This is a genomic window from Pararobbsia silviterrae (assembly GCF_003628125.1).
Lineage (GTDB): Bacteria > Pseudomonadota > Gammaproteobacteria > Burkholderiales > Burkholderiaceae > Pararobbsia > Pararobbsia silviterrae.
In genome coordinates, this window is sequence record NZ_RBZU01000007.1 from 16,052 (window position 1) to 31,866 (window position 15,815).

The 15,815-nt window shown below is 64.0% G+C and carries 13 protein-coding genes; 8 read left to right on the plus strand and 5 right to left on the minus strand.

The genetic code is table 11. From position 1 onward, the window contains the following. Positions 1-15: 15 nt before the first annotated feature. The 3 genes from D7S86_RS16115 to D7S86_RS16125 are packed head-to-tail and all read right to left on the minus strand — an operon-like array spanning position 16 to position 3,687. The gene (locus tag D7S86_RS16115; RefSeq protein ID WP_121088110.1) at positions 16-1,278 is read right to left on the minus strand and encodes an alpha/beta hydrolase family protein; all 1,263 of its coding nucleotides are present in this window, start codon (positions 1,276-1,278) and stop codon (positions 16-18) included. Between the two features lie 59 nt (positions 1,279-1,337). Beyond that, positions 1,338-2,369, minus strand: a complete 1,032-nt coding sequence (locus D7S86_RS16120; protein ID WP_121088111.1) for an alpha/beta hydrolase — start codon at positions 2,367-2,369, stop codon at positions 1,338-1,340. A 31-nt stretch (positions 2,370-2,400) separates the two neighbouring features. Further along, on the minus strand, positions 2,401-3,687 hold the full coding sequence (locus D7S86_RS16125; protein ID WP_158601987.1) for a serine hydrolase domain-containing protein: 1,287 nt from the start codon (positions 3,685-3,687) through the stop codon (positions 2,401-2,403). Positions 3,688-3,790: 103 nt separating this feature from the next. Here D7S86_RS16125 and D7S86_RS16130 point away from each other — a divergent pair, with 103 nt between their 5' ends. Continuing rightward, positions 3,791-6,268 (plus strand): ATP-binding protein, encoded by a 2,478-nt coding sequence (locus D7S86_RS16130; protein ID WP_158601988.1) that lies wholly within the window; start codon positions 3,791-3,793, stop codon positions 6,266-6,268. A 293-nt stretch (positions 6,269-6,561) separates the two neighbouring features. Continuing rightward, on the plus strand, positions 6,562-6,981 hold the full coding sequence (locus D7S86_RS16135) for a hypothetical protein (protein WP_147432360.1): 420 nt from the start codon (positions 6,562-6,564) through the stop codon (positions 6,979-6,981). An 81-nt stretch (positions 6,982-7,062) separates the two neighbouring features. On the opposite strand, the gene D7S86_RS16140 is transcribed toward D7S86_RS16135, so the two are convergent. Next, positions 7,063-8,193 (minus strand): lysozyme inhibitor LprI family protein, encoded by a 1,131-nt coding sequence (locus D7S86_RS16140; protein WP_158601989.1) that lies wholly within the window; start codon positions 8,191-8,193, stop codon positions 7,063-7,065. A 118-nt stretch (positions 8,194-8,311) separates the two neighbouring features. Next, positions 8,312-9,292: a LysR substrate-binding domain-containing protein gene (locus D7S86_RS29170; protein WP_147432361.1), complete on the minus strand. Its 981-nt coding sequence runs from the start codon at positions 9,290-9,292 to the stop codon at positions 8,312-8,314. A gap of 96 nt (positions 9,293-9,388) precedes the next feature. Between D7S86_RS29170 and D7S86_RS16155 the strand changes: the two genes are divergently transcribed. The 6 genes from D7S86_RS16155 to D7S86_RS16180 all read left to right on the plus strand — a co-directional run bounded on the left by D7S86_RS16155 (position 9,389) and on the right by D7S86_RS16180 (position 15,775). Further along, positions 9,389-10,948, plus strand: a complete 1,560-nt coding sequence (locus tag D7S86_RS16155; protein WP_158601991.1) for a sugar ABC transporter ATP-binding protein — start codon at positions 9,389-9,391, stop codon at positions 10,946-10,948. Continuing rightward, entirely contained in the window at positions 10,935-11,885 is a 951-nt protein-coding gene (locus D7S86_RS16160; protein WP_121087893.1) for an ABC transporter permease, read from the plus strand. The genes D7S86_RS16155 and D7S86_RS16160 overlap by 14 nt, the downstream gene beginning before the upstream one ends. A 16-nt stretch (positions 11,886-11,901) precedes the next feature. Next, entirely contained in the window at positions 11,902-12,927 is a 1,026-nt protein-coding gene (locus D7S86_RS16165; protein ID WP_121087894.1) for an ABC transporter permease, read from the plus strand. Next, positions 12,924-13,952: a TMAO reductase system protein TorT gene (locus tag D7S86_RS16170; RefSeq protein ID WP_240648217.1), complete on the plus strand. Its 1,029-nt coding sequence runs from the start codon at positions 12,924-12,926 to the stop codon at positions 13,950-13,952. Before D7S86_RS16165 ends, D7S86_RS16170 begins: the two co-directional genes overlap by 4 nt. A gap of 81 nt (positions 13,953-14,033) precedes the next feature. Then, positions 14,034-14,909 (plus strand): polysaccharide deacetylase family protein, encoded by an 876-nt coding sequence (locus tag D7S86_RS16175; RefSeq protein WP_121087896.1) that lies wholly within the window; start codon positions 14,034-14,036, stop codon positions 14,907-14,909. A gap of 50 nt (positions 14,910-14,959) precedes the next feature. Next, the gene (locus D7S86_RS16180) at positions 14,960-15,775 is read left to right on the plus strand and encodes an aspartate dehydrogenase (protein ID WP_121087897.1); all 816 of its coding nucleotides are present in this window, start codon (positions 14,960-14,962) and stop codon (positions 15,773-15,775) included. Positions 15,776-15,815: the final 40 nt, after the last annotated feature.

A 15,815-nucleotide genomic window follows, 5' to 3' on the forward strand; every position in this document is an offset into this window, starting at 1 on the left:
GGCAGCGCTTGACGGCTACTTCAGCGCGGCCAACGTCTCGTCGAGCCAGTCATAGATACGCGCGTATGCCAGCCGGCTCGCACCCATCTGGCAATGCGCGCCGGCGCCCTCGGCGTCCGTGAACTTGATCATCGTCTTGGGACAGGTGAGATGGTCGAAGAGCTTCTGCGGCTGGCCCTGGAAGAACAGATCCTTCTCCGCATCGCACACGAGTGTCGGGCATTGGATTCTTTCGGCGATGCCGTCGCGCAGGTGATAGTCCATCGCCGCCGCCATGAACGCGCGCGGGCTTTCAACCCCGAACGCATACATGCCGTGCGTGAAGTACCAGCGCGCGACGCTGTTCTCCTGCATGGTGCGCGCCAGCGCCGCATCGAGTTCCGGCGCGCTCGGCGCCCGCATCGCGACACGTACCGCCTCGCGGGTCTCCGGCGGGAAGGTGGCCATCATCGTCTCGCCAAGGTCGTAGACGCCGTCGTCGGCAATGCACGCGGCCAGACGATGCTCGAACGCGGCGGCGCGCGGTGAGAGATAGCCGCCGAGGCTCTCGCAGTGCAGGGCGATACGCTTGGGATCGACGTCCTTGCGCGTCAACGCGTAGTCGACGACCGGCGTGACCACCGACTCCCAGTTCGGCCGGAAATGCAAACCGCGACGATGCACGGCCGAGTATTGCCCGGGACCGTCGAACACCAGCACGTTGTAGCCGCGATCGACCGCGGCGCGACCGCCGTTCCAGTGCATCTCCTCGGGCGAGCCGTCGAAGCCGTTGCAGAGGAGGAGCGTCTTGCGCGGCGTCCCGGAATCGTCGACGCGGTGGAAGTAGCCGGTCAGCGTCGTCCCCTCGAAGGGGATCTCGACGGGCTCGATCGCCGGCGCGAACAAGGCCGCGGCCTTCCGGTAGCAGGCGGTGCTCAGCTCGAAGGCGCGCTTGACGCGCGGGTCGCCGGCATTCGCGTGAAGAAAGAAGTCGGCACTGCGGTAGTAGCTGGCGGCACGCAGGTAGTTGTCGCGCGCGCTGATCGTGTGGCCTTTGTTGAGTTGCGTCGCTGCTTCGTCGGCGAGCCGGTCGGCAAAGTCGCTCATCGCGACATACCAGCTGTCGTAGTCGCCCGAGCGGATATTCCGGGCGATCGCGATGACTTCGCCAAAGAGCGCGCCGCCGTACTCGGCCGCGCCGAACAGGCGCTCGATCTCGAACCAGAATTGCGGATCGTCCTTGAACAGCAGCGCTTCGGTGCCGGTGTTGGCGTGCTGGGTGCTCGTTTGAGTCGTCATGCGCGTCTCCAATGGGATGGGGTAGGAAGGGATCGGGTCGTCAAGGCGGGGCAAGCGGGTCACGCGGTCGCGAAGTCGGCGATGTCGGCGGCCGTAGATCGGGCGATATCGGGGCAGACGACCGGCAGAATCTCGATGCCGTGGCACGCGCCCATGACCTGGCGGCAGCGCGCGGCCACGCCGGCGCCGAGCAGCAGCCGGTAGAACGCGATGCCTTCGTCGCGCAGTGCATCGCACTCGTTGACGCTGATCACCACGGGCGGCAGTCCCGCGACATCCTCGCTCGTGGCGAACGCGGGCCATGCGAGCGAATTGCGGGCGTCGAAGGCCTCGATGCCGTAGGCCACGGTGGCGCGGTTGTCTCCGAAGTGGAAGACGATGCCTTCGTTCTCGATCGAGGACGGGTAGCGCGCCTGCGGCCATTGGCCGGCGATATACGGGCACAGCGCGTAGATACCCTTGATCAGCCCGAGCTGGCCGGTCTGCTTGAGCTTCATGCCGACGGCGAGGCTGAGGTTGCCGCCGCCGCTCTCGCCGGCGACCACAATCCGCGTCGGATCGATGCCGAGCGACGCAGCGTTGGCGTGCACCCATTCGAGACCCGAGATGCAGTCGTTGAGGCCGGCCGGGAAGGGCCCGATCTCGGCGGCCGAGTCGGCGTGCACGGAATTGCGGAAGTCGACCATGGCGACAGCCAGTCCGCGGGCGGCGATCATGCGTCCCCATGTCTTGTAGTTCCCCTCGTAGCACGAGCTGAACTGCATGCGGCCGCCGTGGATGTAGTAGATGCACGGCAGGACGGCGTCGCCGTCGGGCCGGATGTACTGGATCCGGACGGTATTGCCGTCCGGCGCCGAGGTGAAACTCAGTGTGCGCACGGTCAGTCCGGTCGACGGCGCGATCGCTTCGCTGTCCATCGTGTCGAACAGCGCAACCTGACGCGCATACGCGGCCCGGCCTTCGGGCGAGTGTTCCTGGGCCAGCAATGCCTCGCGGCTGGAGACGTCGGACTTCGGTGCGCTCGTCATCCCGGCGAAGAACTTCTTGATGCGCGGATCGATGCGCGGATCGGATTCGAGTTTCGATGTCATGGTCTTGTCCATTTGAAGGTCGTGCGGGCGTTCAGAGTTCGGGCTCGAGCAGCGCGCCATAGGTGATCGATCGCGAGAGTCCGCGCAGGTCGGTGACGGGATAGGGGCGGCCCGTCATGGGATTGCCGGCGCTCTCCTGGTTCACCATGCCGACGACCACGACGTCGTTGGCGGGATCGACCCAGAACCACGTGCCGTGCACGCCGCCCCAAAAGAAACTGCCCGTGCCGATGGCGCCGCCGTTGAAGTTCGCGCGTGCGGGGTCGAGCACGATGCCGACGTTCATGCCGTATCCGATGCCTTCGAACGGCTCGTTGAAGCGCATGGGCATGCCGGGCGCGAGCAGGTTGCGGGTCATCAGGCGAACCGAAGTCGGCGCGAGGATTCGCGCGCCATCGAGCTGCCCGCCGTTGGCGAGCATCTGTGCGAAACGCAGGTAGTCCTGGGCGGTCGAGTAAAGGCCGGCGATCGACAGCAGGTACTTCGGCTTCACGCCGGCCGCGTGGCCGGCCAGGGTCGGGAAGGCCGACTGGTCGGCGGCCAGTTGGAGTTGCAGGTTTGCGTCCAGCGTGTAGCGCGGCACGATTCGGGCGCGCTGATCCTCAGCGACGCCGAAGCCGGTGTCCTTCATGCCCAATGGCGCGAAGATGCGACGTTCGAGAAAGGTGTCGAGGTCTTCGCCTGCCAGCCGGCGGATGATCGCGCCCTGCACCTCTTGTTGAAGTCCATAGCGGAACACCGTCCCGGGCTGGGCTTCGAGCGGCAGCGTCGCGAGCCGGGCGATCATGTCGTCGGCGGTGCCGTTCCAGAGGCCCGCGGCCGCATAGAGGTCGTCCACGTGGAGATTGGTGCTGCCGACCGGCGGGCCGAAGGCGAAGCCGGCGGAGCTCGACATGATGTGACGCATCCGCATCGGACGATCGAGCGGCACCCGCGAGCCGTCGTTCGCGATGACCTTGAGGTCGGCGAATTCGGGAATAAACTTGGCGACCGGATCGTCGAGTTGCCAGCGGCCCTCTTCGTAGAGTGCCAACATCGCGACTGCGATGATCGGCTTGGTCATCGAGGCGATGCGGAAGATCGCGTCCTCGCGCAGCGGCTCGGCGCGCTCCAGTGTCTGCCGGCCGTAGCGGCCGAATTTCACGAGCTTGCCGCGGCGCGCCACCATCACGCTGATGCCGGCGTAGTGCCCGGCGTCGATCTCGGCCTGCATCGCGCCATCCAGGCGCGCCAGGCGCTCCGGCGAAAAGCCCATGGAGACTGCGCTGGCGAGCGGCAACGGGGGGGTGATCGGGAGGCCGGCCGTCTTTGAAGTCATCGGGAATTCCTTGGGTAACCGTGCATGGCAAGACTTTCGCAAGACCGACATATCGAAGTCCTGCAATAAGATAAAAATGAATAAAACTTGCGATTCGCCCCCGATGGACACCGTCGACCGCCTCCGTTTCGATCGCTTCGAACTGCTGCCCCAACAGCGCACGCTGCTGCGCGACGGCCAGCCGGTCGTGCTGCGCGGGCGCGCGTTCGACCTGTTGGTGGCGCTGGTCCAACGGGCCGGACGCGTGGTCACGCGCAACGAGCTTCTCGACGTTGTCTGGCCCGGACTGGTCGTCGAGGACAACAACGTCGCCATGCAGGTCACGGCGCTGCGCAAGGTGCTGCAGGGCGGGCTGATCACGACCGTGCCGGGCCGCGGCTATTGCTTCACCGGCCGGTTGCAGGCCGGCGCGCTCGCGCGCCCGCCGGGGACCGTATTCGAGGTGTCAGGCCCGTTGCCGTTCGGCCGGGAACAGGACTTGGCGGATGCCGCGCAGGCGCTGTCTTCGTCCGGATGCCTGACCCTGGCCGGCCCGGGCGGCGTGGGCAAGACGACGCTGGCGGCTGCGCTGAGGACGACTTTCCCGGGCCGTACCGTCTGGCTCGACCTCGCCTCGCTGCACGCGGACGCGCCGGTCTGGCCGGCGCTGTGCGGTGCCCTGGGGCAGCCGATGACGGCGACCGATCCGGCCGAGGTCGTCGCGGATGCGACGCGTGAGCTCGACCTGCTGGTGTTGGACAACGCCGAACATGTGGCGAGTCAGGCGGCGACAATGGTCGTGCATCTCGTCGTCACCGCGCCGCGTCTGCGCGTGCTCGTGACGAGCCAGGTTCCGCTCGGCGTTCGTGGCGAGCGGGTTCAGCGCATCGAGCCGCTCGCGCTCGCCCCGGTCGAGATGCCGGGCGAGCTGGCGCTGGCGCACGGCGCCATCGGCTTTTTGGTCGACCGGATCCGCGCGGCCGATCCGAGGTTCGCCATCGACGAGGCGGCGTTGCCGCTGCTGCGTCAACTGTGCGCCGCCCTCGATGGACTTCCGCTGGCGCTCGAGATGGCCGCCGCACGCGTGCCGCTGATGGGCTTGCAAGGCGTGCTTGACGCGCTCGTGCAACGCTTCTCGATGCTGCGCCTGCGACATGTGGACGCCGACGAACGCCATCGCACCTTGCTGGCGGCCATCGAATGGAGCTACGGGTTGTTGCGCGCCGGAGAGCAACGCCTCTTGCGAGCGCTGGGTGTCTTCGCCGGCGGCTTCACGGTCGACCTCGTCGTGGCGCTGATGACGCCCACCGACGACGAACGCTGGGCGGTCATCGATCAATTGGCCGTGCTGGTCGACCGCTCGCTGGTGGCTTGCGACCATCAGGATCCGCCGCGCTATCGCTTGCTCGAATCCACGCGCAGCTTCGCGCTGATCGTCCTCGACGCGCACGGCGAGGCGGCCGCGATGCGCGCGCGGCATGCGGCGGCCATGGTCTGGCTGATGACGTCGGCGTCGATCAGCGAGCGTCAAAACGTCAGCAGCCAAGCAATCCGGCCGGCGATGAACGAGGTGGACAACGTTCGCGTGGCGCTGCAATGGGCCACGATTCATGACAAGGCCCGGGCCGTGGAACTGGCGACCCGGGCGGTGCTGCCCAATGTCCTCGGCCCGTGGCGGCACGAGGCGTTGGAATGGATGGGCGCTTGCGAGCCGTTCATCGACGAGCCCGCCGTGTCGGACGCCTTGCGGCGCGAATGGGCACGCGTGTTCGCGATGCAGGCGATGTGGGTACGGCATCCGCGGGCGCTTGAGCTCGCGCGTCTTTCGACGGCACGCAGCCGCGCGGCAGGCGACGAATGGAACGCGCTGTTGAGCCTGGTCGCGCTCGTGCGCAGCAAGGATCGTCCGGACGCCGAATTGGAGGACGCGGCCCGGGCCGTGAGCGAGCTGGTCGACACGCATCCGCAATGGCTCGAGCGTGTGCGTTCGCTCGCCGTAGGTGCGTTGGCGTGGGCTGCGTGCGTTCGCGGCGACTACGCGATCTGCCTCGACTTGCGCCGGCAAGCGGCAGATATCGCGGCATCGTGCGACTCGGCGCGCCTTGTCGACCATACGGTTTCCGAGCTTGCCGAGGCGCTATGGCTTGCCGGTCGATCCGCGGAAGCCTTGCAGCGACTGCGCGGTCTTCTCGCTTCGTCGAGACACGTGGACGACACGATCGTCGCCACGCTTCACGCCCGTCTGGTACGGATCCTCTTCGACACGGAGCGCCTCGACGAGGCGCGCGCGGAATGGCCCACGATGGCGGCCCGGGTACGCCGATTCGGGCTTGAGGCAGCCGAGCTCGCGGTCTTCGCCGCGGCCAAGTGCGGACATCCGCGCGTGGCCGCGCTGCTTCTCGGACACGCGCGTAGGCTTCATGCGCGGCGCGGCAGCTCGGAGGATAGGTCGCCCATCGGGGATATCGCCCGTGCCATCCCGTCGCTGCTCGAACACCTCGACCCGGAGACGATCGAGCGTTTGATCGAAGACGGTCGGCACCTCACCCATGCCGAAGCGGACGACTTACTGCTCGCGGCCGAAGATGCCCCGGCGCTCTGACGTTCGTGTTTGCGTCATGTCAGCGTTGAAAGCTCTGCAATATAAAACCCGCGATCGATAAGGCTTGTCCATTCGCGTCGGCTTACAAATAACGGCGGGTAATCTTCGAATCTCTATTCTTCGGATTGAACGCCGAACCGCGCTGCTATGTTGAATCGGCCTGTTTTGAGCGGAGGACGCGCACGTGTGCGCGGTTTCACATCGTTCGGAGCCGGCACCCACAACACACGCTTGTTTCTGTGCCCGCGATCTCGCTGGATTGCGGCGCGAGGCGTGCCGCATCGGAGATCAGCATGAGTATTTCGAGCGTTTCATCATCACAGAGCAACCTGTATTTGACGACCTTGACGGCGCAAGCGCAGGCCCAAGCGCAAGCACAGGCCCAAGCTCAGGCACAAGCCCAAGCTCAGGCACAAGCCCAAGCCCAAGCTCAACAGTCGTCGACGACGTCGAATAGCACGACATCGTCCAACTCGTCGATTTCGTCGACCTCGTCGAGCCAGCCGCAGACGCAAGCACAGGTCATTTCGCAAGACGCGCAATCGACGCATAAGGCCGGCGGTCATCATCGTCACGGCGGCGGTGGCGGAACGTATTCGGCCGACGGCACAACGACGACGTCATTGACCGATCTGACCACAGATTCGACGGACTCGACCGACGATACGTCGACGATCGGCACGACCACGACGTCGATCGACACGACAGCCTGATCGCGTGCCAACTGCCGGGCTTCGTATCATTCGATGCCGGCCCGGCAGTTCGCGACGCGCACTTCGCGGGCGGGCGACAACTTACCCTCGCTCGCAAAGATCATAGGCGCCGAGAATGATTGCGCTGATGCCGTCGAGGGCCTCCGCTTTGATGCGTGCCGGCGTTTCGTCGAAACGGTCCGCATAGTACTGCGTGAGTTCGTCGGTCGCTTCGCGGATCAACGCGCGATGCGTCGCTACGAAATGAGCGACGTCTTCATCGTCCGCCGGATCGTCGGTGCTTTCGGGCTTCCGATCGAGATCGAGTCTTTGCGTGGTCGCGACGTCCGCTCCGTACAATCGAATGGTCACGAGCGTTTTATCGAACGCTCTTCCCAAGCTGAATCGAATCGTGCCGGGACAACTCGGTTGAACGGCCACGACCGCTTCCGTCAGTCGATCGACGACCGGTAAGCTTGATGTCATCGACTGGCAATCGCTCCGGATCAGATGACTATCCATCGCACTGCCGTATACCGGCTTAAGCGCATCGATCAACCCGGGTCGCCGCAACAACGCCGCACAAGGCATCGTAAGCACAACATCGCTCGCTGAAGCCACATCCAGGAATGTCGCGAAGCGCTCATCTGAAGATGCCGCTTCGTGCGAATCGGCGATGTCCCTTAAAGGTGTTGCCCAAGGCTTGCCCGCAAGTTCATTGAACGCCGGATCGATTAATTTCGACACGATGTTCGCGCGTTCGACGGGATCATCGATCGTTGAATAACGATAAATCGCTTCGTATAGCGATGCCGACTTCGGATCTTGCCGCGCCAGTTCCTTGAGGGCGACGTCGGGCGTCTGGAAGAGTGCCGCGACGGCAAGTTCGCGCAAGCGATCGTCGTACATCGCAATGAGACAGGCGCGCGTGTGACCGCGCGCACATTGCGCGTTACGCGCTTTCAACCACGCTCGCTGTCGCATAGTCTGCCGAGACGCGCCGATGCCGAAGACATCCTTCCGGGATCCCGCGAACAAGATCGCCATCGTTCGATCGCGCTCAGCCAGTGCGGCATCGCCACAAATCGTCGCTTCGACGGACGTGTTCGTCGATTCGCATGAAAAGCTCGGACCGGATGTCGGCGGATTTTGCGCACTCGGTGCTTCCACCGCTGCGGCGCCTAAGAGAACGAATAAGATCCAACGTAATGGGCGCGCGATCCAGACCTTCACCGACGCCCCAGTCCCGATTTTCAAGGCTCGCCCCCGTTTTTTGATGACGCGATGCTATCTTTTCGGCATACGATCAACGCAGACCGTTTATGTTCTCACGATGGTGTTGGAGCGTCGCTTACTGAGCGGCGGCGATGGAGGCACTTTCGCCGCCGATCCATTCTCGGAACGCAGCGATGGCCGATTCGTCAGCCCGTTCCTTGCGATATAACAGATAGTATTCGCCGGCGCTAACGATGCGCGCGGTTGAGGTCACGACCAGATCGCCGGATGCAAGATGATCCTGAACGACGACGTCCGGCACTAATGCGACGCCCCGGCCATCGAGTGCGGCACGCACCGACATGAAGAAGTGTCCGAAGTGCAGGTCGCGCGCGCCCGCCTGATAGTCCACGCCCTGCGTGGCGAACCAGTCTTCCCACGCATGTGCACGTGAATCCGTGTGGATTTTCGGAAGCCGCTTAAGCGCTGCGGCGCTCATCTGGCTCCGCTCCTTGAGCAGCGCGGGATGACACACGGGCACAAGCACGTCGGCAAAGAGCCGGTCGAAACCCACGCCCTTCCATTCCGCTGTCATCACCAAATCAATACGCGGCGCGCCTTTTCGACGTCGCTGTGCCGGCGGCTTGCCGACCCGGATGGCGACGTCGATGCCATCGCGCTCGAACGAGACCGGCTCGATCGACGTATGCAGCCGTACCTCGATGTTCTGATGCGATTGCGTGAACTTGGCAAGTCGCGGCATCAGCCACGTCGACGCCAGCGTCGGCAGGATGCTCACGACCAGGCTGCGCTTCACCGCGCGCGGGGCCAATTCTCGCGAGGTCGACTCAATCGCGTCGAAGGCGTGCTCGACAGTGCGAAACAGGCGCAGGCCAGCCTTCGTCAGCTCGACTTCTCGCGTGAGCCGGTTGAATAGTCGCGCGCCGTAATGCACTTCGAGATTCCTGATGTGCCGGCTTACGGCGCTTTGCGTCACGCAAAGCTCATCGGCCGCCAGCGTAAAACTCATATGACGGGCCGCGCATTCGAACGCACGCAGGGACAGCAGATTAGGAAGATCGCGTCTCACGGCAGAGTCCCGGGCGAGATGACGCATCAGTTTAACTTATGCATAACGGCAATCAAATTGTTTGTCGGCCGAACATTGGCGACTAAAGATTGCCCTCATGCAAAGCGCAATCGGGATACCACGATGACGGTCAAAGATGAGTCGCAGACCTTGCTCGATGCCCGCGGGTTGGCGAAATCCTTCGGGGCGACGCACGCGTTACGAAGCGCCGATCTGCGTGTCCGATCGGGACAGGTCCATGCCCTCATGGGCGAGAACGGCGCCGGCAAGAGCACGCTGGTGAAAATGCTGGTGGGGGCGTTGACGCCCGACGCAGGCGATATCCGGCTGCGCGGCCGGCGCTGTGAATTCGAGTCCGTGCGCGATGCGATTGCCGCCGGTATCGTGCCGGTCTATCAGCATGCGACGGTGTTTCCGGCACTCAGCGTCGAAGAGAACCTGCGCGCCTTCGATATCGCGAAAGCCCGTCCGATCGGGCGTCGCGAGCTGAAGACGCACCGCGACGATTTGCTCAGTGCGGCACATAGCGTCGGCTTGCATGTCGATGTACGTCGACCCGTCTCGACCCTGTCGATGGCCGAGCGGCAATTGCTCGAAATTGCGCGTGGCGTGGCGGCGCGGTGCGACGTACTCGTGCTCGACGAGCCGACTGCCGCGCTCAACGAGCACGAGACTGAACGGCTCTTTGCAGCCATCGCATCGCTCAAGGCCGCAGGACTCGGCATCGTCTTCATCAGTCACAAATTAGCCGAGATCACGCGTATTTGCGATGTGGTGACCGTGTTGCGCGATGGCTTGACGGTCATCAACGCGGCGCCCATCGACACGCTTTCGCATCGCCAGATCGTCGAGGCGATGATCGGACCCGTTGCGCAGCGTGAACACCGCAGTCTTGGAACGGTCGGGGCGCCGCGTATGGTCGTGCGTCAGGCGACATGCGATGGCCGCTTTGAAGGCCTCACGCTCAACGTCGGCGCCTGCGAGATCGTGGGCATCGTGGGCCTGATGGGTTCCGGCGCGATCGCGGTCGGCGAGGCGCTGGCCGGCGCGCGTGCCTTGTCGAAGGGCACGATCGAGGTCGATGGCCGCACGCTTGGCGGCGCTTCGCGCGTGCGTTTCGTTCAGGCGGGCATCGGCTTCGTGCCGGCCGATCGTAGCGCCGAGGGCATTTTGCACGGACTGAGTTGCGCCACCAATGCCGCCGCCTCGACGTTCGCGTCGATTTCGCGTGCACGGGTGCTGACGCGGCGCATGGAGCGACGCGCGTCGGCGCCGTGGTTCGATGCACTCGGGGTCAAGCCCGGCGATCCGGGATTGGCGATCGACGCATTGAGCGGTGGCAATCAGCAGAAGGTGATGCTGATCCGCAATCTCGTGTTGCCCGGCTTGTCGGTGCTCGTGGTCATCGAGCCCACACGAGGCGTTGACGTGCATGCGCGCGCGGCGATTCATGATGCGCTTATCGAAGCTTCGCGGCGTGGTGTGGCCATCGTGATCGCGTCGACCGACACCGACGAGGTCGTCGCGCTGGCGCATCGCATCGTCGTGATGCGTGCGGGTCGCCCGATCGGCGAATTGCCGCGTGGCACGCCTCTCGAAGACGTTGTGGCGCGCATCGCCGACGCCGCACCCGTGATGCCCGCGCTATCCGCCAACCAAGAGGTGAATCATGCGACGGTTTGAACGGGTGCCGCCGGCACTTTGGATCGGCGTGGCGCTATTCGTCATCTGCTGGATCGAAGTGCCGCGTTTCGGGTCGGCGAGCAATCTTGCCAATGTGTCTCGCGTCGCTTCGATTCTGCTGCTCGCCGCGCTTGGGCAGACGGTGGTGATCATCGTACGCGGCATCGATTTTTCCATTGGCTCGGCGGTCGCATTGTTTAGCGTCATCTCCGTGATGACCGCACCGCACTACGGCATGGCATGCGCCTTTGCGATCGCGACGCTGGCCGTGCTGGCCGTCGGACTTGTCAACGGCGTGTTTGTCGGCGTGCTGCAAGCACCGCCCTTTCTCGTCACCTTGGGTTCGATGATCGCCGTGCACGGATTGTGTGGTGCGATGGTCGGTGGCGTGCCGCTTGATTCGCCCGCCGACATCGACTTCTCGGGACTCGTGCAAGCGTCGTGCTTGGGTCTGCCCGTGCCTTTGTGGATGGCGGTCGGCGGCTTCGCGACGATCGGGATAGCGCTGCGTTTCACTCGCTTCGGTCGCGAATGTTTTGCGCTCGGCAGCAATGACACCGCGGCGCGCCTTGCGGGTATTCCGGTGCGTTATCGCGTAGTCAGCGCCTATCTGCTCAATGCGCTCCTGGTCGCGGCGGCGGGCGCGATTCTGACGTCGCGGCTTGGCTCGGGGCAACCGAATCTCTACCCGGGCATGCCGTTCGAGGCCATCGCCGCATGCGCAATCGGCGGCGTTCCGCTCTCAGGCGGGAAGGGCGGCGCCATTCACGCGCTGATCGGCGTGCTGATTTTGACGATCGTCGTCAACGCCTTGGTTCTTCTGAATCTTCCGACGCTCGTGCAAAACATGTTGCTCGGCGTGGTGATCGTGGGCGCGGTGCTGGGGCGGCAACGGCAGATGGACGGACGACGCGTCGGCGTCGCCGCAATCGGATGAATGGAGGGGAGGACACGTGAATAGCGAGAAACTGCTGCGCGGCATGACCGCCATCCGGATCGCGGCCCTGCCATCGCCGCGGCTGGGCACCACGCTGGCACCGCGTGAATTTTCCGGCGTGGGGGCGCTCGTGCTGTTGTGGGTAGTGTTCGCCTGCATCGCGCCAAGCTTCACCAGCCCGGTCAATATGGCAAACGTGTTATCGCAAAGCGCCGATTTGCTGGTGCTCTCGCTTGGGCAGATGCTGGTCATCGTGACGCGTGGTTTTGACATCTCGGTCGGATCGATCGCGGTACTCGCATCCATGGTCGGTGCTCAGGCAGCGCTGCGATTCGGCGACACGGCGGCGATCGGCGCGGCGCTTGTCACCGGTCTCGCGTTCGGCACGATCAACGGCTATCTCATTGCCTATCGCAGGATCGAACCGATCATCGCCACCTTGGGTACGGCGCTCGTGGCTCGAGGTCTTGCGACGGCAGCCTCATGCGGTGCCGATGCGCTGCTGCTTCCCTCGTCCAGCGGTCTTCATGCACTTGCCTATCGCACGTGGCTCGGACTGCCGGCCCTCATGGTTTGTGCGTTGCCCTTGCTGTTCCTCGCGTGGTGGCTGGCGGCGCGCACGCCGCTGGGCCGATGGCTTTATATGATCGGCAGCCACGCCGATGCGGCAAGGCTGGTCGGGGTGCCCGTGCGCCGGGCTCGACTGGCGGCCTATGTTCTTTGCGGCGGTTGTGCGGGCGTGGCCGGGGTGCTGTTGCTGGCTCGCAGCGGGTCCGCCGTTGCGGTCGACGGCAACGGCATGGAGCTGCAGGCGATCGCGGCATGCGTGATCGGAGGCATTTCGCTGATGGGCGGACAAGCGCGCGTCTGGCAAGTGGTCGCGGGAGCGTTGTTCATTCAGGCGCTGCTCAATGGCTTGAATCTGACCGGCGCATCGCCGTTCATGTCCGAATGCGTACTGGGTTTGATCATCGTCATCTCGGGCAGCATCGATTTCTTGATTCGGCAATTCCAGCATGCATTTCCGGCAAGGAAGGTGTGACGTTCCGCCCAGCAGTCCTTGGCCTCACTGACTCGATAACGCATTCGCCAACGCATAAGAGGATCATCGTGAAACTCCAGAAACTCGCACTCGTCGCCAGCATCGCCCTGAGTGGCTTCGGCTCCGCATACGCTCAGGAAAACATCACCATCGGTTATGCCACGCCCGACCTTTCGTCATCCTTCTGGGTGTCGATGACGTATGGCGCGGAGGACGAGGCCAGGAAGCTCGGCGTCAAGCTCGTCAAACTCAATGCGGGCGGCGACGCCAACGTCAGCACGCAGATCTCGCAGATCCAGGACTTGACCCAGCGCAAGGTCGACGCCATGGTGGTGGGCGCAACCAATGGCGAAGCTGTGCGCGGTGTCGTCGAACACGCGATTGCCGCGGGTATTCCGGTGGTCGGGCTGTCGAGCCTGCCGGCGAGTCCGCAACTGGTATCGACGGTGGGGGCGAATCACTACGACATGGGCCGCCTTCAGGCGGAGTGTCTGGGCAACGCGATGGGCGGAAAAGGCGAAGTGGCGATGATCTCGCAGCAACAGGGACAGTCATGGGCCGACCAGCGCCGCCAAGGCTTTCTTGATACGCTGAAGGCCCATTATCCCGACATCAAGGTCGTCGCCGAATCGCGCAACGCGGTCACGCGCAATGACGCAATCAATCTGGTCGACAATTGGCTGCAACGCTTCCCCGATCTCGGCGGCATCTATAACGCGGTCGACGATTCCGCCGCAGGCGCGCTCATTTCCGTGAAAAGCGCGCAACGGCGGGGCGAAGTCAAGATCAGCGCGTCGAATCTGAGCCAGACCGCGCAACAGATGCTCAAGAGCGGAGATCTGGTCTGCACCTCGACACAACAGATCGTCACGCAGGGACGTGAAGCGCTGCGGCAGGCCGTCTCGGCGGCCGAGCACAAGCCGGTCCAACGCGACGTGCAGACGCCTTCGATCTTGGTCAATGCGCAGAATCTGCAGAACGTGGATTTGGCATTGCTGAGCGCACCGGCATCTTACCGTCCATGATGTTTTCAGTTGGCGCCAAGCCGCGCATCGTTCTCGCCATGGCTTGGCGCCCCTTGCTTCACTGCTTTGAAGAGGCTTTCGATGCTTCCTTCGCATAACCGTTTTCCGTATTCCGCCATCGTGTCCCGGCCTGATTTCTCGTGGCCCGACAACCGGCGGCTTGCCGTCCATCTGTGTCTGAATCTTGAACACTTCGCGTACAACACGGGGCTCGGCATTTCCTATTCGCCGGGACTGCCGCATCCGAATACCTACAACTGGGGCTGGCGCGAGTACGGCAATCGTGTCGGTGTGTGGCGCATCATCGAACTGTGCGATACGTTAGGCATTCCGCTATCGGTGCTCCTGAATTCCGAGTGCTATGACCATTGTCCGGAAGTGATCGCGGCGCTACGTGCGCGCGGCGATGAAATCCTCGGCCATGGCCGCACGAACTCCGAGCATCAGAATGATTTCGACGAGGCCGGCGAGCGGCGTTTGATTCAGGACGTGACGGATGCGATCAAAGCCCGAGAGGGGCGCGCGCCGGAGGGATGGTTAAGCCCCGGTGTCAATCCGAGCGACGCCACGCCCGACTTGCTGCAAGAGGCCGGCTATCGCTATATGCTCGATTGGCCCATCGACGACCAGCCCGTCTGGATTCAGACGCGTGGCGGCCGCATTCTGAGCGTGCCTTATCCGCACGAGGTCAATGACATTCCCGCGATTGCGCTGCATCACGGCAGCGCCGCCGATTTTGCCGACATGATCATCGACAACTTCGACGAAATGCTCGCGCAAAGTTCGCGGCAGTCGCTGGTCTTCGGCATTTCCATTCACGCCTTCCTGATCGGACAACCGTTCCGGCTCAAGCATTTTCGTCGCGCGCTCGAACACATCGTCGGCCACCGCGACGCGATCTGGCTCACCACGACCGGTGCCATCGCCACCCATTTCATCGGTCTCGGCATGCCTTAAGGCAAACGTGACCTTCCACACAACATCGATTCAATAAGAGAGGAGCACCTATGCCCATCAACCAGGAACTCAGGGTCGGGATTGCCGGGCTTGGCGCGGTCGGCAAGACGTTGGCCAGACGGCTCGACGACGGCATCTTCGGTCTTCGTCTCGCGGCGATCGCGGTGCGCGATCCCGCCAAGGCCGCCGACACGGTGGCCGCACTCAAGCGGCCCGTCCCGCTGGTGACGCTTGCCGAATTGGCCGAGCATGCCGACATCGTGATCGAGTGCGCGCCCGCCCATCTTGTGGCCGAGATTGCCGAGCCGGTGCTGCGCGCCGGCAAGACATTGATCGTGCTGAGCTGCGGGGCGCTGCTCGATCGCATGGATCTCGTCGACTTGGCGCGCGAGCACGGCGGACAGATCATCGTGCCGACCGGCGCCTTGCTCGGACTCGATGCCGTGACGGCCGCCGGCGAGGGCACCATCCATTCCGTGCGGATGATCACGCGCAAGCCGGTACGGGGCCTGCTCGGCGCGCCGTATCTGGTCGACAACAATATTCGTATCGAAGACGTGGTCGAGCCCATCCGCGTTTTCTCGGGCAGCGCGCGCGAGGCGGCAAAGGGATTTCCGGCCAACCTGAATGTGGTGGTGGCGCTTGCGTTGGCCGGCGTGGGGCCGGACGACACGCAACTGGAGATCTGGGCGGACCCGGAGCTCACGCGCAATACGCATTTGATCGAGGTCGACTCGGACGCCGCGTCGTTTTCGATGAGCATCCAGAACATACCCACGGAGAACCCGAAGACCGGACGCATCACTGCGCAGAGCGTGCTTGCCGCATTGCGCAAGGTGCGCAGTCCGTTGAGGGTTGGTACGTAATCATGCGCAGGGTAGCCAACAAACCTACGCTCAAGGAGAC